This is a genomic window from Streptomyces sp. NPDC028314 (assembly GCF_055565795.1).
The window spans coordinates 313,294-336,225 of record NZ_JBVHTP010000010.1; the positions used below are offsets into that span (position 1 = coordinate 313,294).

Sequence of the window (22,932 nt, forward strand, 5' to 3'; positions counted from 1 at the left end):
GTACTCCTCGCGAAGCGTGGTGGGGGGTGAGGGATTTCCTCACGCTGGCGGGCAGCTTACGTGTGCATGTCATCAGGATGACAAGACCTCGGAGGTTAAAGATTTGTTGCGTGAGAGACGAATGGGGCGCCTGGTGTGTACCAAGCGCCCCTTCGGGCCGTAAGATTGACGGTCCGTCAGAAAACCGGGCGGTCGGCCCGCTCCACCTTCTGGGTGCCGTTCAGGGTGCGGTACGAGCGCGCCCACGCGGAGGTGGCGTCCTGGCGCCGCTTGTCGGAGATCACGTAGTAGTCCATCTGCGAGCGCTCGGCCGTCACGTCCAGGACGCCGTAGCCGTGGGCGTCCATGTCCAGCCACTTCACGTGCCAGTTGGCCGCCTTGACGGCCGCCTCCGCGACCAGCGAGGCGGTGTCCGCCGGCACGTGCAGGTAGTCGTCGACGTTGTCGGAGGTCACCGAGGTCACCACGAACTCGGTCGCCGCCGTCCCCGAGCCCGGGTAGGTCGCCTTGAGCACCGGGACCTCGTTCGCGAACGCCATGTGGATGTCGCCGGTCAGGAACACCGTGTTCTTGATGTTCCGGTCCTTCAGGTGGCCCAGGAGCTCCTTGCGGTCGTCCGTGTAGCCGTCCCACTGGTCCACGTTGGCGGCTATGCCGCCTTCGGGCAGGCCGAGCAGCTTCGTGAGGGGCGCCAGCAGGTGCGCGGGGAGCGCGCCGAAGGCCAGCGGCGAGATCATCACCGAGGTGCCGACCAGCTTCCAGGTCGCCTGCGAGGAGGCCAGACCCGACTTGAGCCAGTCCAGCTGGGCCCGTCCGGTGATGGTCCGCTCCGGGTCGTCCACCGTGCCGCTGCCGACCTTGACCTGCTGTGAGCGGAAGCTCCGCAGGTCCAGCAGGTGCAGATCGGCGAGGGTGCCGAAGCGCAGTCGCCGGTAGACGGTGCCGGCGATGGAGGGGCGTACGGGCATCCACTCGAAGTACGCCTGCTTGGCGGCGGCCGCGCGGGCCGCCCACTCGCCCTCGGCGCCCGGGGTGTGGTTCTCCGCGCCGCCCGACCAGGCGTCGTTGGCGAACTCGTGGTCGTCCCAGATGGCCACGATCGCGTGGGCCGCGTGCAGCGCCTGGAGGTCGGCGTCCGTCTTGTACCTGCCGTGCCGGGTGCGGTAGTCGGCCAGCGAGACGATCTCGTGCCTGGGCTCGTGCGGGCGGACGACGTACTTCGCCTCCGGGAAGCCCCCGGAGGCGTACTCGTAGACGTAGTCGCCCAGGTGCAGGATCGCGTCCAGGTCCGACCGGGCGGCCAGGTGCCGGTACGCGGAGAAGTAGCCCGACTCCCAGTTGGCGCAGGAGACCACGCCGAAGCGGATCCCCGCCGTGCTCGCGTCGGCGGCCGGGGCGGTCAGCGTGCGCCCGGCCGGGGAGGTGGTGGCCTGGGCGGTGAACCGGTACCAGTACGGGGTGTGCGGCCTCAGGCCGCGCACGTCCACCTTGACGGTGTGGTCGGCGGCGGCCGTCGCCGTCACGGCGCCGCTCGCGACGACCCGGGCGAAGTTCTTGTCCTCGGCCACTTCCCAGCCCACGCGGGTGGCCGGGCCCAGGCCGGAGCCGGGGACGGCCTCGGGGGAGGGGGTGACGCGGGTCCACAGCAGGATCCCGTCGGGCAGCGGGTCGCCCGAGGCGACGCCGTGCAGGAAGGCGGGGGCGGCTTCCGCCGCGTGGGCCGCGGGCGTGCCCAGGGCGGCGATCGGGGCGAGGGCGGCGGTGGCCGCGGCCGCCAGGACCACCGTACGGCGGCGCGGGTCGGCCGTGGGGGAGGCGGGCGAGAGATGACTGGTCACGGACAAGGACATTACTGAGCGGTATCCCCGCCCGTACAGTCACGTGCAAGCAACGGGCGGGCGAACTCTCGTGGTTCGCCCGCCCGTTGACGCTGCCTGCCTGCCCGCCTGCCCTGCCTGACTGTCGGCGGAGGGTCAGCCCGCGATGGCCTTGTCGATCGCCGCGGTGAACGCCTCCGGCGTCGACGGGGTCTCGATCTTCTTGCCGTCCATCTTCAGGGTCGGCGTGCCCTTCACATCGGACTTGTTGAAGGCCTTCGACATCTCCATCGCCCACCGGTCGTACGTGCCGTCCTCGACGGCCTTCTTGAACTCGGCGTTGCCCTTGAGCGCCGGGACCGTGTCCGCGACCTTGATCAGGTAGTCGTCCTTGGCGAAGCTGTCGACGGTCTCCTCGGGGTGCAGCTCCTTGGAGTACAGCGCGGCCTTGTAGTCCAGGAAGGCCTCGGGGCTGACGTTCAGCGCCGCGCCCAGGGCGCTCAGCGCGTTCTTCGAGCCCTCGCCCTTGACGCCGTTGTCGATGAAGGTGGCGCCGAAGTACTGGAGCTTGTACTTGCCCGCGTCCACGTCCTTCTTCACCTGCCCGCCGACGGCCTGCTCGAAGGAGGCGCACGCCGGGCAGCGCGAGTCCTCGTAGACCTCCAGGGTCTTCTTCGCGTCGGCCTTGCCGATGACGACCGTGGTGCCGTTGTCGCCGGTGGTGTTCTTCGGCTGGACCAGCTCCGCGTCGGCGGCCTTCTCCCAGTGGTCGGGCTGGTTCGCCTGTACGACCGCGTAGCCGGCGAGGCCGGCCACGGCGAGGATGCCCACGACCGCGCCGCCGACGATCAGCTGCCGGCGCGTCTTGTCCTTCTTGGCCTGCTTCTCGCGCTCGGCGCGCAGCCTCTCGCGGGCCGCCGCCTTGTTCGCCTGGCTGTTGCGTGAACTCATGGTGATCTCCGTGGGGTCTTGAAGGGGGGAACCGCAGTACGTACGTCAGACGCTCGCGAGCGCCGTGCGTACGGGAGGTCCCCGTCGGCCCACGGAATGCGCGGGGAAGCGCGTACGGGCCACCGCGCCCGGAAGCACCGGCCGCAGCGCCCGTCGCGCCGGACCCGCGGCCGCCCCGACCGCGGCCACCGCCAGCAGCAGCGGCCGGAACGCGACGGCGGCCACGGCCCGCAGCAGCTGGCCCAGCGCCCGCTCCCCGTACCGCAGCCAGGCGGCGGCCAGCAGCCCGACCGCGACGTGCCCGCCCAGCAGCAGCCAGGGCGTCCACGGGCCGGGAGCGGCGAGCAGCGCGGCCGGATCGCCCACGGGACCGGCCGCCTCGGTCAGCGGCCCGCCGACCGGGGCGCCGCCGCAGAGCTCGTCCAGGCCCAGCGCGCGCAGCGGCCCGGACACCGGACCGCCCGCCGGGCCGTAGCAGACGTGCTGCCCGGCGGTGAAGACGGTGTCGGCCGCCAGCTCCAGCGGGACCAGCAGCCCGGCGATCGGGCCGAAGCCCCGTTCCCGTCCGGCCAGCGCGAAGGCGAGCACGAAGACGGCGGCGAAGGAGCCGGCGACGAGCACGGGCGGCAGCGGCACCCGGGACATGAGGACGTGCGAGCCCGCGGAGAGCAGCACGACGAGCGCGCTGAACAGCGCGGCCCGCAGCCCCCGGAGTCCTGCCCCTGATATGTCCATCGCCGCGAGTCTGCCACGACTCCCTGTGAACCGAAGGCCCTGGGTGCCGGGGCCCGTCCGCTACGGCATGATCCGGCCGTTGCGGAACAGGTCGACGAAGATCTGGTGGTCGGCGCGCGCCCGGGCCCCGTAGGCGTGGGCGAAGTCGACCAGGAGCGCCGGGAACCCCTCCTCGTCGGCGGCGATGGCCGCGTCGATGGCCCGCTCGGTGGAGAACGGGACCAGCGACTGGCCGCTCTCCGCCGCGTCGGCCGCCGCGTGCATCGTCGCCGTGGCCCGGCCCAGATCGGCGGCCACGGCCGCTATCTCCTCCGGGTCGTCCAGGTCGGACCAGTCCAGGTCCACCGCGTACGGGGAGACCTCCGCCACCAGCTGCCCGGACCCGTCCAGCTCGGTCCAGCCCAGCCACGGGTCGGCATGCGCCTGCAGGGCCCGCTGGGAGATCACCGTGCGGTGCCCCTCGTGCTGGAAGTACTCCCGCACCGCGCGCTCGGTGATGTGCCGGGACACCGCCGGGGTCTGCGCCTGCTTGAGGTAGATCACGACGTCGTTCTCCAGGGCGTCGCTGTGGCCCTCCAGCAGGATGTTGTACGAGGGCAGGCCCGCCGAGCCGATGCCCACGCCCCGGCGCCCCACCACGTCCTTGACGCGGTACGAATCCGGGCGCACCAGGGACTCCTCCGGGAGGGTCTCCAGGTATCCGTCGAAGGCGGCCAGCACCTTGTACCGGGTGGCGGCGTCCAGCTCGATGGTGCCCGGGCCGGCGGTGAAGCGGCGCTCGAAGTCCCGTATCTCGGTCATCGAGTCGAGCAGCGCGAAACGGGTCCGGGAGCGGGCCGAGCGCAGGGCGTCCAGCAGCGGGCCCTCGGCGGTGTCCAGCGTGAAGGAGGGGACCTCCTCGTGCTTGGCGCCGGTGGCCAGGGCGTGGATCCGCTCGCGGTAGGCGCCGGCGTAGATCCGTACGAGCTCGCTGATCTGCTCGTCGCTGAGCGCCTTGGTGTAGCCGATCAGGGCGACGGAGGCGGCGAAGCGCTTGAGGTCCCAGGTGAAGGGGCCGACGTACGCCTCGTCGAAGTCGTTGACGTTGAAGACGAGACGGCCGTTGGAGTCCATGTACGTGCCGAAGTTCTCGGCGTGGAGATCGCCGTGGATCCACACCCGGCCGGTCCGCTCGTCCAGGTAGGGGCCGCCGTGCCGGTCCCGCTCCAGGTCGGCGTAGAACAGGCAGGCCGTACCCCGGTAGAAGGCGAACGCGGAGGCCGCCATCTTCCGGAACTTCACCTGGAAGGCAGCGGGGTCGGCGGCGAGCAGCTCACCGAAAGCGGTGTCGAACACGTCGAGTATCTGTTCGGCACGCTGCTCGTGCGTCGTCTCGGGTACCGCCATGGCGAGTGCCTCCTGGTGGTGCGGGGTGGATCACGTTTGATCATGAGGGGTCGGACGGGCGTCCTTGGGTCTGCAACGGATGAAGGTACCGGTCTGTGCCCCGGATGTGTCAGTCGGCCGACGTAGACTTCGAGGCTGCCCCCCTCTCTCCCCGCCGGAGGACCCTCACCGTGACCAAGCCGCCGTTCACGCACCTGCACGTACACACCCAGTACTCGCTGCTGGACGGTGCCGCGCGGCTGAAGGACATGTTCAACGCGTGCAACGAGATGGGCATGACGCACATCGCCATGTCCGACCACGGCAACCTGCACGGCGCGTACGACTTCTTCCATTCCGCGAAGAAGGCCGGAGTCACCCCGATCATCGGGATCGAGGCGTACGTCGCCCCCGAGTCCCGCCGCAACAAGCGGCGCATCCAGTGGGGCCAGCCCCACCAGAAGCGCGACGACGTCTCCGGTTCCGGCGGTTACACGCACAAGACGATCTGGGCGGCGAATTCCACCGGCCTGCACAACCTCTTCCGGCTGTCCTCCGACGCGTACGCCGAGGGCTGGCTCACGAAGTGGCCGCGCATGGACAAGGAGACCATCAGCAAGTGGTCCGAGGGGCTCATCGCCTCCACCGGCTGTCCCTCCGGCGAACTCCAGACCCGACTGCGCCTCGGCCAGTTCGACGAGGCCCTGAAGGCGGCCTCGGAGTACCAGGACATCTTCGGCAAGGAGCGGTACTTCCTGGAGCTGATGGACCACGGCATCGAGATCGAGCGCCGGGTCCGCGACGGGCTGCTGGAGATCGGCAAGAAGCTCGGCATCCCGCCGCTGGTCACGAACGACTCGCACTACACGTACGCGAGCGAGGCCACCGCCCACGACGCCCTGCTCTGCATCCAGACCGGCAAGAACCTCTCGGACCCGGACCGCTTCCGCTTCGACGGCACCGGCTACTACCTGAAGTCCACGGACGAGATGTACGCCATCGACTCCTCGGACGCCTGGCAGGAGGGCTGCGCCAACACGCGGCTGGTCGCGGACCAGATCGACACCGAGGGCATGTTCCAGTTCCGGAACCTGATGCCGAAGTTCGACATCCCGGACGGCCACACCGAGGTCAGCTGGTTCCGCGAGGAGACCATGCGCGGCATGCACCGCCGCTACCCCGGGGGCATCCCCGAGGACCGGATGAAGCAGGCCGAGTACGAGATGGACACGATCATCTCGATGGGCTTCCCGGGCTACTTCCTCGTGGTCGCCGACTTCATCATGTGGGCCAAGAACCAGGGCATCGCGGTGGGCCCGGGCCGAGGCTCCGCGGCCGGTTCGATCGTCGCGTACGCCATGGGCATCACCGACCTCGACCCGCTCACCCACGGCCTGATCTTCGAGCGCTTCCTGAACCCCGAGCGCGTCTCCATGCCCGATGTCGACATCGACTTCGACGAGCGTCGGCGCGTCGAGGTGATCCGGTACGTGACCGAGAAGTACGGCGCCGACAAGGTCGCCATGATCGGCACGTACGGCACCATCAAGGCCAAGAACGCGATCAAGGACTCGGCGCGCGTCCTGGGCTACCCGTACGCCATGGGCGACCGGCTCACCAAGGCCATGCCCGCCGACGTCCTCGGCAAGGGCATCCCGCTCTCCGGCATCCTCGACCCGACGCACCCGCGCTACGGCGAGGCCGGCGAGATCCGCGGGATGTACGAGAACGAGCCCGACGTCAAGAAGGTCATCGACACCGCGCGCGGCGTGGAGGGCCTGGTCCGCCAGATGGGCGTGCACGCCGCAGGCGTGATCATGTCCAGCGAGACGATCACCGACCACGTGCCCGTCTGGGTCCGGCACACCGACGGCGTCACCATCACCCAGTGGGACTACCCGAGCTGCGAGTCGCTCGGCCTGCTGAAGATGGACTTCCTCGGCCTGCGCAACCTCACGATCATGGACGACGCCGTCAAGATGGTGAAGGCCAACAAGGGGATCGACATCGATCTCCTGGCCCTGCCGCTCGACGACCCCAAGACCTTCGAGCTCCTCGGCCGCGGTGACACCCTCGGCGTCTTCCAGTTCGACGGCGGCCCCATGCGCTCGCTGCTGCGCCTGATGAAGCCCGACAACTTCGAGGACATCTCCGCCGTCTCGGCCCTGTACCGGCCGGGCCCGATGGGCATGAACTCGCACACGAACTACGCCCTGCGCAAGAACAAGCAGCAGGAGATCACCCCGATCCACCCGGAGCTGGAAGGGCCGCTCGAAGAGGTGCTCGCGGTCACCTACGGCCTGATCGTCTACCAGGAGCAGGTGCAGAAGGCCGCCCAGATCATCGCCGGGTACTCGCTCGGCGAGGCCGACATCCTGCGCCGCGTGATGGGCAAGAAGAAGCCCGAGGAACTGGCGAAGAACTTCGTCATCTTCGAGGAGGGCGCCAAGAAGAAGGGCTTCAGCGACCAGGCGATCAAGGCCCTGTGGGACGTCCTGGTCCCCTTCGCCGGCTACGCCTTCAACAAGGCCCACTCGGCCGCGTACGGCCTGGTCTCCTACTGGACCGCCTACCTCAAGGCGAACTTCCCGGCCGAGTACATGGCGGGCCTGCTCACCTCGGTCAAGGACGACAAGGACAAGTCCGCGATCTACCTGAACGAGTGCCGGCGCATGGGCATCAAGGTGCTCCCGCCGAACGTGAACGAGTCCGAGCCGAACTTCGCCGCCCAGGGCGACGACGTGATCCTCTTCGGCCTCACCGCCGTGCGCAACGTCGGCAGCAACGTCGTCGAGTCGATCATCAAGACCAGGAAGGCCAAGGGGAAGTACTCCACCTTCCCCGACTTCCTGGACAAGGTCGAGGCCGTCGTCTGCAACAAGCGCACCGTCGAGTCCCTGATCAAGGCCGGCGCCTTCGACGAGATGGGCCACACCCGCAAGGGCCTGGTCGCCCACCACGAACCGATGATCGACAACGTGGTCGCCGTCAAGCGCAAGGAGGCCGAGGGACAGTTCGACCTCTTCGGCGGAATGGGCGACGAGGGCGCGAGCGACGAGCCCGGCTTCGGCCTCGACGTGGAGTTCTCCGACGTGGAGTGGGAGAAGTCCTACCTGCTCGCCCAGGAGCGCGAGATGCTCGGCCTCTACGTCTCCGACCACCCGCTCTTCGGCCTGGAGCACGTGCTGTCCGACAAGACGGACGCCGGAATCTCCCAGCTCACCGGCGGCGAGCACTCCGACGGCGCGGTCGTCACCATCGGCGGCATCATCTCCGGCCTCCAGCGCAAGATGACCAAGCAGGGCAACGCCTGGGCCATCGCCACCGTCGAGGACCTGGCCGGCTCCATCGAATGCATGTTCTTCCCCGCGACCTACCAGCTCGTCTCCACCCAGCTGGTCGAGGACACCGTCGTCTTCGTCAAGGGCCGCCTCGACAAGCGCGAGGACGTCCCCCGGCTGGTCGCCATGGAGATGATGGTCCCCGACCTCTCCTCGGCCGGAACCAACGCTCCCGTGGTCCTCACCATCCCCACCGTCAAGGTGACCCCGCCGATGGTGACCCGTCTGGGCGAGATCCTGCGCCACCACAAGGGCAACACCGAGGTACGGATCAAGCTCCAGGGGCCGCGTACGACCACGGTCCTGCGGCTCGACCGGCACCGGGTCCAGCCCGACCCGGCGCTCTTCGGCGACCTCAAGGTGCTGCTCGGCCCCTCCTGCCTGGCCGGCTAGGCACCGCCGGGGCCACGTAAAGGGCGCGCCCGGAGTTCCGGGCGCGCCCTTTCGCCTGCTGCGGCAAGCGGTGTCAGTTGTGGCCGAACTTCTTTTCCTTGCGCTTGCCGGCCATGTGCATCGGACTCGGCGCCGACGACGAGGGCTCCGGCGACGAGGACTCCATCGAGCTCTTGCCCGGATCCTGCGACGACGAGCGGTCCTGAGACTTGGCGGGCTGCTGGCGGTTCTTGTTCTTGGCCATGGGAAGCCTCCGTGGGGGTGTAGGGGCCAGGGCCGCCTTCACCCTCACACAGCGCCCGAAAGCGCGCATTTTGGATCATTACTGCGCGTAGCCGACGCCCTCGCGCACCCCGCCGGGAGATACGCCACGCCGATGATCGAGTTCCGGCCGTCAACACCCTTGCGGTCGGGCAGACTCGGGGAAAACTTATCCAGGACCCCCAGGGAAGAGGGTGGAACGCGTGGATCGCTGCGTCGTCCTGGTGGACGCCGGCTACCTGCTGGGCGCCGCCGCAAGCCTTCTCGCAGGGGAGCCCTCCCGCTCCCGCATCACCGTGGACCATGCCGCCCTCATCCAGGGCCTGCGCGAGCGGGCGGAGGCGGACACCGAACAGCCCCTGCTGCGGATCTACTGGTTCGACGGCGCACCCGACCGGGTGCCCCAGCCCGAACACCGGCGGCTGCGCGTGATGCCCCGCGTCACCGTCCGGCTCGGCGCCCTGACCCGCAGCGACGGCCGCTGGGCGCAGAAGGGCGTCGACGCCGCCATGCACGCCGAGCTCACCGAACTGGCCCGCAACCGCGCCTGCTCCGACGTGGTCCTGGTGACCGGTGACGGCGACCTGCTGCCCGGGCTGATGTCCGCCAAGGAACACGGCGTCGCCGTCCACCTGTGGGCCGTCCAGGCCGCCGACGGGGACTACAACCAGTCCGAGGACCTCGTCGCCGAAGCCGACGAACGCCGGGTCCTGGACCGGGCCTGGATCACCCGGGCCGTCCGCGCCAAGGACCTCACCGGCCTGTGCTCCCCGGCCCCCGCGCCACGCCCGGAGATCGCCGCGATCCTCTCCGCCCCGCTGCCCGAGGCCGCCCTGGCCGAGGCCGCCCGCAACGGCTCCTCCGCCACCGCCGCGGACGCCGCCGAACGCGGTGCGCCCGTACCGGCGCCCGCTACCGGAGCGACCGCCGAGGGAACGCGGCCCGTACCCACCCCCAAGGACCTGGCCGCCCTGCGCGCCCCCGGCACCCCGGCCCCCGCGGCCCAGAACGGCCAGGCCGCCCCGGCCGGCAGCGCCCTGCGCTGGTCCTCCGACAAGGGCTGGATCGACCGGGCGGGCCCGCTCGGGGAACCCGCCGAGACCGCCTCGCTGCCCACCCTCGCCCAGCTCACCTCCGCCGAGCAGCGCTGGGCGGACCGCGAGGAGGACATCACCACCGTCGGCGGCGACCCCTTCGAGGTCGGCCAGGTCTTCGCCAGGCGCTGGATGGAACGGCTGCCCGAGACCGTCCACCTCCAGAAGCTGGCCACCATGTACCCCCGCATCCCGCACCGCATCGACGGGGAGCTGCTGCGCTACGCGGCCCGCTTCGGGCTGCTCGCCCACAAGGACGACCAGATCGACGAACACGACCGGTACGCCATCAGGGCCGGCTTCTGGCGGGAGATCGACGTCCGCGCCGCCGCCGAGCACGTGGCGGGCACCCCCCTCCCCGTGCCACCCCTCCCGATGCCCGCCGTCCCGGCGGCGCCGACGCCCCCGGCGGCCGAGTGAGGGCGGAAGCCGCGTAGGCTGCTCCCTCGTGAGTACGGGCACAGCATCGGCGGCACGAGCGGGCGGCAGCGACACGGCAGCGACCGCGACAGCGGCCTCCGACGTGATCTGCGATGTGCGTGACCTGGTCAAGACCTACCCCGCGGTGCGCGGCCGGCGCGGAGCCCCCGCCCTGCCCGAGACCCGCGCCACCGACGGGATCTCCCTGGAGGTCCGGCGCGGCGAGATCTTCGGCCTGCTCGGCCCGAACGGCGCCGGCAAGTCCACGCTCGTCCGCCAGCTCACCGGCCTGATGCGGCCCGACTCGGGCGCCGTCACCCTGCTCGGTCACGACCTCGTACGCCACCCCGAGCGGGCGGCCCGGCTGCTCGCCTACCTCGGGCAGGAATCCACCGCCCTGGACGAGCTCACGGTGGCGCTGGCCGCCGAGACCACCGGCCGGCTGCGCGGGCTCCGCGTACGCGAGGCGCGGGCCGCGCGGGACGCCGTACTGGAGGAACTCGGGCTGACCGAGATCGCCGGACGGCCCCTGAAGAAACTTTCCGGCGGGCAGCGCCGGCTCGCCTGCTTCGCCGCCGCACTCGTGGGGGAGCGGCCCGTACTGGTCCTCGACGAACCCACCACCGGCATGGACCCCCTCGCCCGGCGGGCCGTCTGGGCCGCCGTCGACCGGCGCCGCGCCCGGCACGGGGCCACCGTCCTGCTCGTGACCCACAACGTCATCGAGGCCGAGACCGTGCTGGACCGGGTCGCCGTCATCGACCAGGGCAAGGTCATCGCCTGCGACACCCCGGCCGGGCTCAAGGCCCGGGTCTCCGGCGAGGTCCGCCTCGAACTGGTGTGGCGGACCGCCGCGCCGCTCGACGTGCCGGAGGTCGCCGCACTGGCCCCGCAGGCCACCGAGTCCGGCCGCCGGTGGCTGCTGCGGCTCGCGCCCGACGAGGCGCGCGCGGCGGTGGCCGCCGTCACCGGCGGCCCGGCCTTCGCCGCGCTCGACGATTTCACTCTGGCCACGCCGAGCCTGGAGGACGTGTACCTCGCCCTGGGCGGGCGGGTCTCGAAGGGGCTGGTCAAGTCGTGAGTGCCGCTGTCGGTGTGCTGGCTCCCCGGGCCGGCTTCTTCCCGGCGCTGGCCGCCGTCTACCGGGCGCAGCTGTCCCGGGCGCGGGTGGCGCGGATCCCGCTGCTGTTCGTGGCCACCTTCCAGTCCGTCGGGATCATGATCCTGATGCGGGGCGTGGTGGACGGGGGCTCCGAAGCGCGGGCCGTGGTCGCCGGTTCCTCGGTGCTGGTCGTCGCCTTCGTCGCGCTGAACCTCCTCGCGCAGTACTTCGGGCAGCTGCGGGCCAGCGGCGGGCTCGACCACTACGCCACCCTGCCGGTGCCGCCCGCCTCGGTGGTCCTGGGCGCGGCCGCCGCGTACGCCTCCTTCACCCTGCCCGGGACGCTGGTCACCGCCTTGTTCGGTTGCGTGCTGTTCGGGCTGCCGATGGGCGGGCTGTGGATCCTGGCCGCCGTCGTCCCGCTGGCGGGGGCCGCGCTGGCCGGGCTGGGAGCCGTCCTGGGGCTGCTCGCGCCCCGGCAGGAGCTGGCCACGCTGGCCGGACAGCTCGGCATGTCGGCCGCACTGCTGCTCGGGGTGCTGCCGCCGGAGCGGATGCCGGACGTGATCGTGTGGGCGCGGGACCTGCTGCCGTCCACGTACGGGGTCGAGGCCTTCGCCCGGACCTTCGAACCGCACCCCGACTGGGCGGCCGTCCTCCTCGACCTGGGGGTGTGCGGCGCCGTGGGCGCGCTGTCCCTGGCCGTCGCCACCTGGGCGTACCGGCGGGCCGCGGTCCGCTGACGCCGGTGCCGGGCGGACCCCCTCGTTCGGGACCTGGCACGATGTGGGGGTGACCGAAGCCGTGACCCCGCCGCCGTCCCCGTTCGACCCGCCGGCGCTCCCGCCCGAGAAGCCGCGCGAAGCCGCAGGGGGGATCACTCCGGGCGACATCCGCGACGGCGCCGCCGTCGCCCTCGTGGTGGGCGTGTCCGGGGTCCTGCTCGGGCTGCTGTGGGCCTGGCTCGCGCCGAAGGTCCAGTACGTCTCCAACGGGGAGGCCGTGTTCCTGCGGAACACCGAGAGCGAGGCGCGCATCGGGTCGGACGGCACGTTCCTGCTGCTCGCCGCCGGATTCGGGCTGCTGAGCGCCCTCGGCACCTTCCTGTGGCGGCGCCGGGGCGGGGTGCCGCTGGTGATCGGGCTCGTGGTCGGGTCCTGCTTCGCCGCGCTGCTCGGTTGGCGGCTGGGCCTGTGGCTGGGGCCGACCTCCGACCTGCGGGCGGCCGCGCTGAAGGCGGGCAAGGACGTCCCCTTCGACGCTCCGCTCCAGATGCTGGCGCACGGGGTGCTGCTGACGTGGCCGATGGTCGCGGCGATCGCACACCTCGGCCTGACGGCCCTGTTCTCCCCGCGGGAACCCGAGCCGGGCGAATACTGGGCCGGGGCTTCGTACCCGCCCGCGCACGTGCACGCGGCCGAGGCCGGCGGCACCGCAGGGAACCCGTCCGATGCGGAGCCTCCGCGCCGCTGACCTGCCCTTCGCGGCCCTGTCGTACGCCCGTACGCCGTACGCCCGTACGGGCTAGGCGCGGGCGATCGGGGCCAGCGCCGCCGCGGTGAGCGCGGTCAGGGTGGCCGGGGCCAGCTCGACCTCCAGGCCGCGGCGGCCCGCCGACACGCAGATCGTCGGGTGAGACGCGGCCGACGCGTCGACCACCGTACGCAGCCGCTTGCGCTGCCCCAGCGGCGAGATGCCGCCCAGGACATAGCCCGTGGTGCGCTCCGCCAGCGCCGGATCGGCCATCGACGCCCGTTTGGCGCCCAGGGCCACCGCCAGGGCCTTCAGGTCCAGCGACCCCGACACCGGGACCACCGCCACCGTGAGGGTCCCGTCCACATCGGTCACCAGGGTCTTGAACACCTGCGTCGGGGAGACCCCCATCGCCTCCGCCGCCTCCTCGCCGTACGAGGGGTGCGCCGGGTCGTGCTCGTACGAGTGCACCGTGAACTCCGCCGAGGCCGCGGTGAGCGCCGCTATCGCGGGGGTGGCGGCGCCGGCGCCCGTCTTCTTCTTCGCCATCAGTTCGGGCTCGTCCCCTTCGTCGCCATCAGTTCGGGCTCGTCGGCGTGCGCGTCAGGTCCACCGCGGGCAGCGACGGAAGGTGGCGGATCACGGCGGTCTCCGCGCGCAGCAGCTTCAGCTCCTCCGCGAGGCGGGTCGCCGTGTCGGGGGCCTGGAGGAGGCGCTGCTTCGCCGGGATGTCCAGCACCGCCGCCGCCGCGACCAGGTACGAGACCACCGACGGCTCGTCGGGCAGCTCCGCCCCCGAGGTCAGGGAGCGCTCGCGGGCACCCGCCAGCCGCTTCTGGTAGTTGCGGAACGCCCGCAGCACGCCCTCGGCCAGCGCTCCCGCGCCGTCGCCCGCGTCCTCCGGCAGCTCCTCCAGCTCCGCGACCAGGAAGGGCCCCGAGGCGTCGACCGACAGCAGCCGGACCCGCGCCGTGCCGGTGGCGAGCACCTCGAAACTGCCGTCCTCCCGTTCCCGGATGGTCGCCGCGTCCGCGATGCACCCCACCCGGTGGAAGGCCTGGATCGGGTCCGCGCCGAAGCCGGCCCCCGGGCCGCGTTCGGGCAGGGCCGTCTGATCGGGCAGGCCGGGCGCGGTCGGCGCGACCTCCCGGCCGTCGCGGATCGCGACGACCGCGAAGCGCCGCGGCTCGTCCTCGCCCGTCTTCAGCAGTTCGCGCATCATGGCGCGATAGCGCTCCTCGAAGATGTTCAGCGGCAGCACGAGGCCGGGGAACAGCACCGAGTTCAGCGGGAAGAGTGGCAGGCGAACGGTGGTCACGAGGCACAGGGTAGTGGCCGGAGCGCCGCAGCGGTCACCCCCGCCGCAGCAGCCGGGACGCGCCCGCCGCCACCGTCGTGGCCAGGATCCAGCCCAGCACGACCAGAGCCGCCGCGCCCCACTGCCAGCCGCCCTTCAGGTCCCACTGGCCCTCCTGCCCGAAATCGATGACCGGCAGGAGGAGATCCAGCGCGTACAGAGCGGGATTCCAGTGCGGATGCTCGTCCGCCTTGATCGCGGGCGGATGGAGCCGGAGGAAGAGCAGCGAGCCCGCCGCCCACAGCACCACCATCCACAGCGCGGCCCGGCCGGGGCGGTAGCCGTAGACCACCGTCCAGTCCTGGAGGTACCCCCAGGCCTTGGCCGCCGGCGGCAGCGTCGTTCGCCGCCTGCGCTGCTTGGCCAGCAGCACCTCCCGGGCGTCCGCGTCCTCGCCGCTGGCCCGCAGCACGGCCGCCAGCCGCTCGTACGGCTCCGGGCTGTACTCGGGAGTGGCCGCCTCCACCCAGGCCAGCCGGCGCGGCAGCGGGAAATGGCCCCGGGGCGCGAGGATCTCGTACGAGAACCCCTCCATCGACAGCCGCCCCGGACCCGGCCAGCTGGTGGACAGGTCGACCAGCTTGACCACCTTCGCCCCCGACACCACCATCCGCCCGCCCTGCGGCTGCTCCCCGACGAAGCGGAGCTCCGGCGTCTGGATCCGCCGCAGCGAAAGCTCCTGCTCCGCCGACAGCAGGAAGCGGGCCCCGTAGAAGTCGACCGCGTCACCGAAGCGGGCGTCGTCCAGGCGCATCCCGCCCCGGCACTCGAAGGCCTGCGCCCCCTGGCCGTTCGCCGGGGTCTGCCCCAGCCCGTACGGGGGCGTGTGCGTCCCGGAGTCGCCGGGGGAGTGGTTCAGCGCCACCGAGGTCAGGTACAGCGTCCGCTCGACGGTCAGCTGCGGGGCGTTCAGCGCGCGCCGCCCCAGCGGATTGCGCAGCCGGGCCCCGCGCAGGCTCATCGACACGCCGACCTTGGCGCCGCGCAGGCTGACCTCGCCGTACGTCTCCAGCATCTCGCCCTGGAAGTCCTGCGCCACCGACAGGCCGTCCGCCACGATGGCCCGGCCCTTGTTGTCCCGCTGCACGACCGCCTGGCTGATCAGCAGGTCGGTGCCGATCTGCGCGTCGGTCAGCCGGATCCCGCGCGCCACCCGGCAGCGCGGCAGGTGCAGATCACCCTCGGTGTGCAGCCGGGCCGCCTCCAGCCGCGGGATCGCGCAGTTGACCAGGCGCAACGTCCCGAAGCGGGTCTCGGACAGCTGGATCTCGCTGTCGAAGCGGCAGGACTGGAACTCCACGTACGGGTCGACCGTGCCCCCGGACAGGTCCAGCCGCCCGCTGATCCGCACCCCGCGCAGCTTCAGCGAGGCCACCCGGCCCGGCACCGGACCCGGGCCGTGGAGCAGCAGCAGGGCCACCACCTGCGCCCGGACGGTGCGCCCGGAGTCCCAGACCCGCTCGGAGTGCGGGTCGTCCCGGTCGGCGGCGCGGGCGCTGAGATCGCAGACGCTGCCCGTGCGGTACGCCTGCCACATCCGGCGCTCGGGACCGGTCAGATCCGCCGGTTCCTCGTCCGCGCGCGCCTCGGTCATGGCGGTCCCCCTCCGCTTGCCACTTACGTGTACAGGAACGCTAAGGGGAGCCGGTGACATCCGGGGCGTGTATCAGCCAGTGATACAGGCGAACGGTGGCGGGAGACGGTCTGAGAGAATTGGGACGTGATCTCTCGTATCGACCTGCGCGGTGACGCCCTCCCCGAGGGCGGCGCCCTGCGCGATCTGCTGCCCCGTGCCGAGTTCGACGTGGAAGCCGCCCTGGAGAAGGTGCGGCCCATCTGCGAGGACGTCCATCATCGCGGCACCGCGGCGCTGATCGAGTACGCGCAGAAGTTCGACGGGGTCGAACTCTCGCAGGTCCGGGTACCCGCGCAGGCCATCAAGGCCGCCCTCGAACAGCTGGACCCGGCCGTCCGCGCCGCCCTGGAGGAGTCGATCCGGCGCGCCCGGATCGTGCACCGCAACCAGCGCCGCACCGAGCACACCACCCAGGTGGTCCCCGGCGGCACGGTGACCGAGAAGTGGGTTCCGGTCGAGCGCGTGGGGCTGTACGCCCCGGGTGGCCGCTCCGTGTACCCGTCCTCCGTCGTGATGAACGTCGTACCGGCGCAGGAGGCGGGCGTCGAGTCGATCGCGCTCGCTTCCCCGCCGCAGAAGCCCGCTTTTGACGGAGACCCCGCCGGCGGTCTGCCGCACCCGACGATCCTCGCCGCGTGCGCGCTGCTCGGCGTGGACGAGGTCTACGCGGCCGGCGGCGCCGTCGCCGTCGCGATGTTCGCGTACGGCACCGAGGACTGCCTGCCGGTCAACATGGTGACCGGCCCCGGCAACATCTGGGTCGCCGCCGCCAAGCGCTACTTCACCGGCAAGATCGGCATCGACACCGAGGCCGGCCCCACCGAGATCGCGGTCCTCGCGGACTCCACGGCCGACCCCGTACACGTCGCCGCCGACCTGATCAGCCAGGCCGAGCACGACCCGCTCGCCGCCGCCGTCCTCGTCACGGACTCCGCCGAGCTCGCGGACGCCGTCGAGAAGGAGCTGGAGCCGCAGGTCGCCGCCACCAAGCACGTCGAGGACCGGATCAAGCCCGCCCTCGCCGGCAAGCAGTCCGCCATCGTGCTGGTCGACAGCCTGGAGGACGGCCTGAAGGTCGTCGACGCGTACGGCGCCGAGCACCTGGAGATCCAGACCGCCGACGCCGCCGCCTGGGCCGCCCGGGTACGCAACGCCGGCGCGATCTTCGTCGGCCCGTGGGCCCCGGTCTCCCTCGGCGACTACTGCGCCGGCTCGAACCACGTGCTGCCCACCGGCGGCTGCGCCTGCCACTCCTCCGGCCTGTCCGTGCAGTCCTTCCTGCGCGGCATCCACATCGTCGACTACACGCGGGACGCCCTCGCCGAGGTCACCCACCACGTGGTGACGCTGGCCGAGGCCGAGGACCTGCCCGCGCACGGCGCCGCCCTCAAGGCGCGCTTCGGCTGGAAGGTTCCTGGGAAGTGACCGGCATCGACGACCTCCCCATCCGGGACGAACTGCGCGGCAAGAGCCCGTACGGCGCTCCGCAGCTCGACGTACCCGTCCAGCTGAACACCAACGAGAACCCGTACCAGCTCCCCGAGGAGCTGGTACGGCGCATCGCCGAGCGCGTGGCCGACGCCGCCCGCACCCTCAACCGCTACCCCGACCGGGACGCGGTCGAGCTGCGCACCGAGCTGGCCGCCTACCTCACCCGCACCGGCAAGCACCCGGTCGCGCGGGAGAACGTCTGGGCCGCCAACGGCTCCAACGAGGTCCTCCAGCAGCTGCTGCAGACCTTCGGCGGGCCCGGCCGCACCGCGATCGGCTTCGAGCCCTCGTACTCGATGCACGCCCTGATCGCCCGGGGCACCGGGACGGGCTGGATCTCCGGCCCGCGCCGGGAGGACTTCACCATCGACGTGGAGGCCGCTGAGCGGGCCATCGCCGAGCACGCCCCCGACGTCGTCTTCATCACCTCGCCCAACAACCCCACGGGTACCGCGGTCGAGGCGGAGACCGTCCTGGCCCTCTACGAAGCCGCGCAGGCGGCCAAGCCCTCGCTCGTCGTCGTCGACGAGGCGTACGTGGAGTTCAGCCACCGCGACTCCCTCCTCCCGCTGATCGAGGGCCGCCCCAACCTGGTGGTCTCCCGGACCATGTCCAAGGCCTTCGGCGCCGCCGGACTGCGCCTGGGCTACCTGGCCGCGCACCCCGCCGTGGTCGACGCCGTCCAGCTGGTGCGCCTGCCGTACCACCTGTCGGCCGTCACCCAGGCGACCGCGCTGGCCGCGCTGGAGCACACCGACACCCTGCTCGGCTACGTCGAGCAGCTCAAGGCCGAGCGGGACCGCCTCGTCACCGAGCTGCGGGCCATCGGCTACGAGGTCACCGAGTCCGACGCGAACTTCATCCAGTTCGGGAAGTTCGAGAACGCCCACACCGCCTGGCAGAAGATCCTCGACCAGGGCGTCCTGGTCAGGGACAACGGCGTACCGGGCTGGCTGCGGGTCACCGCCGGCACCCCGGCCGAGAACGACGCGTTCCTGGAAGCGGTTCGCGCACTGAAGAAGGAGCAGCACGCATGAGCCGCATCGGACGGGTCGAACGGACCACGAAGGAGACCTCGGTCCTCGTCGAGATAAACCTCGACGGCACCGGCAAGGTCGACGTCTCGACGGGCGTGGGCTTCTACGACCACATGCTCGACCAGCTCGGCCGCCACGGCCTCTTCGACCTCACGGTCAAGACGGACGGCGACCTGCACATCGACTCCCACCACACCATCGAGGACACCGCCCTCGCGCTCGGCGCCGCCTTCAAGCAGGCCCTCGGCGACAAGGTGGGCATCTACCGCTTCGGCAACTGCACCGTGCCGCTCGACGAGTCCCTCGCCCAGGTGACCGTCGACCTGTCCGGCCGCCCGTACCTCGTGCACACCGAGCCCGAGAACATGGCGCCGATGATCGGCGAGTACGACACGACGATGACCCGGCACATCTTCGAGTCCTTCGTCGCGCAGGCCCAGATCGCCCTGCACATCCACGTCCCGTACGGCCGCAACGCCCACCACATCGTGGAGTGCCAGTTCAAGGCCCTCGCCCGGGCGCTGCGCTACGCCGCCGAGTTCGACCCGCGCGCCGCCGGAATCCTGCCCTCCACGAAGGGCGCCCTCTAGCCGTGAACGGCCTCAACACCATCCTGATCGTCGTCGGCCTCTTCCTGGCCGGCGGCGTCTACTCCTTCCAGAAGCAGCAGATGCCCAAGTCGGTCATCATCCTGCTCGCCATCGGCTCCGCGATGTGTCTCGCCGCCGGAGTCCTGCGGATCCAAGGAATCTGGGAATGAGCGCAACCAAGAGCGTCGTGGTCTTCGACTACGGCTTCGGCAACGTCCGCTCCGCCGAACGCGCCCTCGCCCGCGTCGGCGCGGACGTCGAGATCACCCGCGACTACGACAAGGCCATGGACGCCGACGGACTCCTCGTCCCCGGCGTGGGCGCCTTCTCCGCCTGCATGAAGGGCCTCAAGGACGCCCGCGGCGACTGGATCATCGGCCGCCGGCTCTCCGGAGGCCGCCCCGTCATGGGCATCTGCGTCGGCATGCAGATCCTCTTCGAACGCGGCATCGAGCACGGCGTGGAGACCGAGGGCCTCGACGAATGGCCCGGCACGGTCGAGCCGCTCAAGGCCCCGATCGTCCCCCACATGGGCTGGAACACCGTCCAGGCACCCGAGGACAGCCAGGCCTTCGCCGGACTGGACGCCGACGCCCGGTTCTACTTCGTCCACTCGTACGCGGTACGGGACTGGAGCTTGGAGGTCACCAACCCGGCGATCCGCGCCCCCAAGGTGACCTGGGCCACCCACGGCGAGCCCTTCGTCGCGGCGGTGGAGAACAGGGCCCTGTGGGCCACCCAGTTCCACCCCGAGAAGTCCGGCGACGCCGGCGCCCAGCTCCTCACCAACTGGATCGAGACCCTCTGATGACCGCCAGCAAGCTCGAACTGCTGCCTGCCGTCGACGTCCGTGACGGTCAGGCCGTCCGCCTCGTGCACGGGGTGTCCGGCAGCGAGACCTCCTACGGCTCCCCGCTCGAAGCGGCCCTCGCCTGGCAGGCGTCGGGCGCCGAATGGCTGCACCTCGTCGACCTCGACGCCGCCTTCGGCACCGGCGACAACCGCGCCCTGGTGGCCGAGATCACCGGCGCCATGGACATCAAGGTCGAACTGTCCGGCGGCATCCGCGACGACGCCTCGCTCGCCGCGGCCCTCGCCACCGGCTGCACCCGCGTCAACCTCGGCACCGCCGCCCTGGAAACCCCCGAATGGGCCGCCAGGGCGATCGCCGAGCACGGCGACAGGATCGCGGTCGGCCTCGACGTACGCGGCACCACCCTCAAGGGCCGCGGCTGGACCAGCGAGGGCGGCGACCTGTACGAAACCCTCGCGCGCCTGGACTCCGAGGGCTGCGCCCGCTACGTCGTCACCGACATCGGCAAGGACGGCACCCTCACTGGCCCCAACCTGGAGCTGCTGAAGAACGTCTGCGCCGCCACCGACCGGCCCGTCGTGGCCTCCGGCGGCATCTCCTCGCTCGACGACCTGCGCGCCCTGGCCGAGCTGGTCCCGCAGGGAGTCGAAGGCGTCATCGTCGGAAAGGCCCTGTACGCCAAGGCCTTCACCCTGGAAGAAGCCCTGAAGGTGGTCTCCGCATGAGCTCCTCCCCCGACGTGCGCCGCATCTCCTCCGGCGGCCCCTACGAGGACGTCATCGGCTACTCCCGTGCCGTCCAGCTCCCCAACGGCCTGGTCCTGGTCTCCGGCTGCACCGCCGCCGACGGCGGCGGCCCGTACGACCAGACGATCACCGCCTTCGGCGTGGCCTTCAAGGCCCTCGCCCAGGCCGGGCTCGGCCCGGAGCACGTGGTCCGTACCCGGATGTACCTCACGCACGCCCGCGACGTCGAGGAGGTCGGCCGGGCGCACAAGGAACTCTTCGACGCGGTCCGCCCCGCCGCGAGCATGCTCATCGTCTCCGGCTTCGTCGACCCGAGCATGGTCGTCGAGGTCGAGGTCGAGGCGTACAAGGCGGTGTCCCCGTGACCCTCGCCGTACGGGTGATCCCCTGCCTGGACGTGGACAACGGCCGGGTCGTCAAGGGAGTCAACTTCCAGAACCTGCGCGACGCCGGCGACCCGGTCGAGATGGCCAAGCTGTACGACGCCGAAGGCGCCGACGAGCTGACCTTCCTCGACATCACCGCCTCCTCCGGCAACCGCGAGACCACCTACGACGTGGTGCGCCGCACCGCGGAACAGGTCTTCATCCCGCTCACCGTCGGCGGCGGCGTACGCACCGCCGACGACGTGGACAAGCTGCTGCGGGCCGGCGCGGACAAGGTGGGCGTGAACACGGCCGCCATCGTGCGGCCCGAGCTGATCCAGGAGATCGCGGAGCGCTTCGGGCGGCAGGTCCTCGTCCTGTCGGTGGACGCGCGGCGCACCGCCTCCGGGTCCTTCGAGGTCACCACCCACGGCGGCCGCCAGGGCACCGGCATCGACGCCGTCGAATGGGCCCACCGGGCGGCCGAACTGGGCGCCGGGGAAATCCTCCTGAACTCGATGGACGCGGACGGCACGAAGGACGGCTACGACACCGAGATGATCGCGGCCGTGCGCAAGCACGTCACGGTCCCGGTGATCGCCTCCGGCGGTGCGGGCAGGCTGGAGCACTTCCCGCCGGCCATCGCGGCGGGCGCCGACGCGGTGCTCGCGGCGTCGGTGTTCCACTTCGGCGACCTGCGGATCTCCGAGGTCAAGGACGCGCTTCGGGGCGCGGGGCACCCCGTCCGCGAGTGCCCTGGCCGGGCCGTTTGACGAGCGCCCTGGCCGGGCCGGAGCCCTGGCCGGGCGGTTGACGGGGCCACGGGGACACCCCGGACCCCGTTGAACAGCCGGCCGGGCTACAGGCCGAGCTCCGCCACCGTCAGCTTCGCGATCGCCTCCGGCGGCCCGTCCAGCTCCACCCGGCACGCGGCCTGCCGCCCGAAGCAGAACAGCGTCAGTTCCCCCGGTTCGCCCGTGACCGTCACCACCGGGGTCCCCTTGTGCGCCACCGAGGTCTGGCCGTTCGGGCGGCGCAGCACCAGGCCGACCGGGGAGCGGCGTCCCGTGAGGCGGGCCAGCTTCTCCAGGCGGGACCAGAGGGAGTCCGAGAACACCGGGTCCAGCGCGCGCGGCGACCAGTCGGGCTGGGCGCGCCGGACGTCCTCCGCGTGGACGTAGAACTCCACCGCGTTCGCCGCCTCGTCGATCTGCTTCAGCGAGTACACGGACAGCTTCGGCGGGCCGGTGCGGATCAGCTGGATCAGTTCCTCGTACGGCTTGGCGGTGTACTCCTCCATCGCCTTGTCCAGCCGGGCCTTCAGGACGTTCAGCAGGAGCCCGCCCGCCGCGTCCGGGCGGCGCTCGCGCACGACCACGTGCGCCGCCAGCTCCCGCGTGCGCCAGCCCTCGCACAGCGTCGGCGCCTCGGGCCCCGCCGCCTCCAACAGGTCCGCCAGCAGCAGGCGTTCGCGCTTCGCATGGGTAGACATGGGGGCCAGCCTACGGCTGGAACCCGTCCCACGCCTGCTCATCAGGCGGACACCGATCCGTGATCGTCCCCCCGGCCCGGCACAATGGCCACATGAGTAAGACCTCCCTCGATCCCGCCGTCGCCGCCCGCCTCAAGCGCTCCGCGGACGGACTGGTACCGGCCATCGCCCAGCAGTACGACACCGGTGAGGTGCTCATGCTCGGCTGGATGGACGACGAGGCCCTGCACCGGACCCTGACCACCGGCCGCTGTACGTACTGGTCCCGCAGCCGCCAGGAGTACTGGGTCAAGGGAGACACTTCCGGCCACTTCCAGCACGTGAAGTCCGTCGCCCTCGACTGCGACGCCGACACCCTGCTCGTCAAGGTCGACCAGGTCGGGGCCGCCTGCCACACCGGCGCCCGTACGTGCTTCGACGCCGATGTCCTTCTCAGCGACGCCGAATAGGTA

23 protein-coding genes are annotated in these 22,932 nt (G+C 71.5%); 14 read left to right on the forward strand and 9 right to left on the reverse strand.

Annotated features, from left to right (window positions below):
- Positions 1–176: 176 nt before the first annotated feature.
- The 4 genes from ACZ4TG_RS23885 to ACZ4TG_RS23900 all read right to left on the reverse strand — a co-directional run bounded on the left by ACZ4TG_RS23885 (position 177) and on the right by ACZ4TG_RS23900 (position 4,889).
- On the reverse strand, positions 177–1,850 hold the full coding sequence (locus ACZ4TG_RS23885) for an alkaline phosphatase D family protein (protein WP_468166021.1): 1,674 nt from the start codon (positions 1,848–1,850) through the stop codon (positions 177–179).
- A 123-nt stretch (positions 1,851–1,973) separates the two neighbouring features.
- Entirely contained in the window at positions 1,974–2,768 is a 795-nt protein-coding gene (locus tag ACZ4TG_RS23890) for a DsbA family protein (protein ID WP_468166023.1), read from the reverse strand.
- Positions 2,769–2,813: 45 nt separating this feature from the next.
- Positions 2,814–3,503: a hypothetical protein gene (locus tag ACZ4TG_RS23895; protein WP_468166025.1), complete on the reverse strand. Its 690-nt coding sequence runs from the start codon at positions 3,501–3,503 to the stop codon at positions 2,814–2,816.
- A 60-nt stretch (positions 3,504–3,563) separates the two neighbouring features.
- Positions 3,564–4,889: a DUF2252 domain-containing protein gene (locus ACZ4TG_RS23900; RefSeq protein WP_468166027.1), complete on the reverse strand. Its 1,326-nt coding sequence runs from the start codon at positions 4,887–4,889 to the stop codon at positions 3,564–3,566.
- Positions 4,890–5,059: 170 nt separating this feature from the next.
- On the opposite strand from ACZ4TG_RS23900, the gene dnaE reads away from it, so the two are divergent.
- Positions 5,060–8,602: a DNA polymerase III subunit alpha gene (gene dnaE, locus ACZ4TG_RS23905; RefSeq protein ID WP_468166029.1), complete on the forward strand. Its 3,543-nt coding sequence runs from the start codon at positions 5,060–5,062 to the stop codon at positions 8,600–8,602.
- 73 nt (positions 8,603–8,675) lie between these two features.
- Here the strand turns inward: dnaE and ACZ4TG_RS23910 are convergent, their stop codons facing one another.
- A complete protein-coding gene (locus ACZ4TG_RS23910) occupies positions 8,676–8,846 on the reverse strand; it encodes a hypothetical protein (protein ID WP_468166031.1) in 171 nt (56 codons plus the stop codon).
- Positions 8,847–9,057: 211 nt separating this feature from the next.
- On the opposite strand from ACZ4TG_RS23910, the gene ACZ4TG_RS23915 reads away from it, so the two are divergent.
- The 4 genes from ACZ4TG_RS23915 to ACZ4TG_RS23930 all read left to right on the forward strand — a co-directional run bounded on the left by ACZ4TG_RS23915 (position 9,058) and on the right by ACZ4TG_RS23930 (position 12,952).
- Positions 9,058–10,377 (forward strand): NYN domain-containing protein, encoded by a 1,320-nt coding sequence (locus ACZ4TG_RS23915; protein ID WP_468166034.1) that lies wholly within the window; start codon positions 9,058–9,060, stop codon positions 10,375–10,377.
- A gap of 106 nt (positions 10,378–10,483) precedes the next feature.
- A complete protein-coding gene (locus ACZ4TG_RS23920; RefSeq protein WP_468166193.1) occupies positions 10,484–11,458 on the forward strand; it encodes an ABC transporter ATP-binding protein in 975 nt (324 codons plus the stop codon).
- Positions 11,455–12,222 carry an ABC transporter permease gene (locus tag ACZ4TG_RS23925; protein WP_468166036.1) on the forward strand — a complete coding sequence of 256 codons (768 nt, stop codon included), beginning with the start codon at positions 11,455–11,457 and terminating at the stop codon, positions 12,220–12,222. The genes ACZ4TG_RS23920 and ACZ4TG_RS23925 overlap by 4 nt, the downstream gene beginning before the upstream one ends.
- A 49-nt stretch (positions 12,223–12,271) precedes the next feature.
- Positions 12,272–12,952 carry a hypothetical protein gene (locus ACZ4TG_RS23930; protein WP_468166038.1) on the forward strand — a complete coding sequence of 227 codons (681 nt, stop codon included), beginning with the start codon at positions 12,272–12,274 and terminating at the stop codon, positions 12,950–12,952.
- A 51-nt stretch (positions 12,953–13,003) separates the two neighbouring features.
- Here ACZ4TG_RS23930 and ybaK read toward each other — a convergent pair whose 3' ends face one another.
- From ybaK to ACZ4TG_RS23945, 3 genes are read right to left on the reverse strand one after another with little or no spacing between them, the layout of a single operon-like run.
- Positions 13,004–13,501: a Cys-tRNA(Pro) deacylase gene (gene ybaK / locus ACZ4TG_RS23935; RefSeq protein ID WP_468166040.1), complete on the reverse strand. Its 498-nt coding sequence runs from the start codon at positions 13,499–13,501 to the stop codon at positions 13,004–13,006.
- A 28-nt stretch (positions 13,502–13,529) separates the two neighbouring features.
- Positions 13,530–14,270, reverse strand: coding sequence for an LON peptidase substrate-binding domain-containing protein (locus ACZ4TG_RS23940; protein ID WP_468166042.1), 741 nt, complete (start codon positions 14,268–14,270; stop codon positions 13,530–13,532).
- A 34-nt stretch (positions 14,271–14,304) separates the two neighbouring features.
- Entirely contained in the window at positions 14,305–15,903 is a 1,599-nt protein-coding gene (locus ACZ4TG_RS23945) for an oxidoreductase (RefSeq protein ID WP_468166044.1), read from the reverse strand.
- 126 nt (positions 15,904–16,029) lie between these two features.
- Here ACZ4TG_RS23945 and hisD point away from each other — a divergent pair, with 126 nt between their 5' ends.
- Genes hisD through hisF form a run of 8 tightly spaced genes read left to right on the forward strand, consistent with a single transcriptional unit; the run spans position 16,030 to position 21,761 of the window.
- Positions 16,030–17,370: a histidinol dehydrogenase gene (hisD, locus tag ACZ4TG_RS23950; RefSeq protein WP_468166046.1), complete on the forward strand. Its 1,341-nt coding sequence runs from the start codon at positions 16,030–16,032 to the stop codon at positions 17,368–17,370.
- Positions 17,367–18,473, forward strand: a complete 1,107-nt coding sequence (locus ACZ4TG_RS23955) for a histidinol-phosphate transaminase (protein WP_468166048.1) — start codon at positions 17,367–17,369, stop codon at positions 18,471–18,473. The genes hisD and ACZ4TG_RS23955 overlap by 4 nt, the downstream gene beginning before the upstream one ends.
- Positions 18,470–19,063, forward strand: a complete 594-nt coding sequence (hisB, locus tag ACZ4TG_RS23960) for an imidazoleglycerol-phosphate dehydratase HisB (protein ID WP_030155936.1) — start codon at positions 18,470–18,472, stop codon at positions 19,061–19,063. The genes ACZ4TG_RS23955 and hisB overlap by 4 nt, the downstream gene beginning before the upstream one ends.
- A gap of 2 nt (positions 19,064–19,065) precedes the next feature.
- Positions 19,066–19,233, forward strand: coding sequence for a hypothetical protein (locus ACZ4TG_RS23965; protein WP_266993965.1), 168 nt, complete (start codon positions 19,066–19,068; stop codon positions 19,231–19,233).
- Positions 19,230–19,871, forward strand: a complete 642-nt coding sequence (hisH, locus tag ACZ4TG_RS23970) for an imidazole glycerol phosphate synthase subunit HisH (RefSeq protein ID WP_468166050.1) — start codon at positions 19,230–19,232, stop codon at positions 19,869–19,871. The genes ACZ4TG_RS23965 and hisH overlap by 4 nt, the downstream gene beginning before the upstream one ends.
- A complete protein-coding gene (gene priA / locus ACZ4TG_RS23975) occupies positions 19,871–20,602 on the forward strand; it encodes a bifunctional 1-(5-phosphoribosyl)-5-((5-phosphoribosylamino)methylideneamino)imidazole-4-carboxamide isomerase/phosphoribosylanthranilate isomerase PriA (RefSeq protein WP_468166052.1) in 732 nt (243 codons plus the stop codon). Before hisH ends, priA begins: the two co-directional genes overlap by 1 nt.
- Positions 20,599–20,988 carry a RidA family protein gene (locus tag ACZ4TG_RS23980; protein ID WP_468166054.1) on the forward strand — a complete coding sequence of 130 codons (390 nt, stop codon included), beginning with the start codon at positions 20,599–20,601 and terminating at the stop codon, positions 20,986–20,988. The genes priA and ACZ4TG_RS23980 overlap by 4 nt, the downstream gene beginning before the upstream one ends.
- On the forward strand, positions 20,985–21,761 hold the full coding sequence (gene hisF / locus ACZ4TG_RS23985; protein ID WP_468166056.1) for an imidazole glycerol phosphate synthase subunit HisF: 777 nt from the start codon (positions 20,985–20,987) through the stop codon (positions 21,759–21,761). Before ACZ4TG_RS23980 ends, hisF begins: the two co-directional genes overlap by 4 nt.
- A gap of 86 nt (positions 21,762–21,847) precedes the next feature.
- On the opposite strand, the gene ACZ4TG_RS23990 is transcribed toward hisF, so the two are convergent.
- Positions 21,848–22,480 (reverse strand): TIGR03085 family metal-binding protein, encoded by a 633-nt coding sequence (locus ACZ4TG_RS23990; protein ID WP_468166058.1) that lies wholly within the window; start codon positions 22,478–22,480, stop codon positions 21,848–21,850.
- A gap of 92 nt (positions 22,481–22,572) precedes the next feature.
- Between ACZ4TG_RS23990 and hisI the strand changes: the two genes are divergently transcribed.
- Complete coding sequence (gene hisI / locus ACZ4TG_RS23995) at positions 22,573–22,929, forward strand: phosphoribosyl-AMP cyclohydrolase (protein WP_468166060.1); 357 nt, start codon at positions 22,573–22,575, stop codon at positions 22,927–22,929.
- Positions 22,930–22,932: the final 3 nt, after the last annotated feature.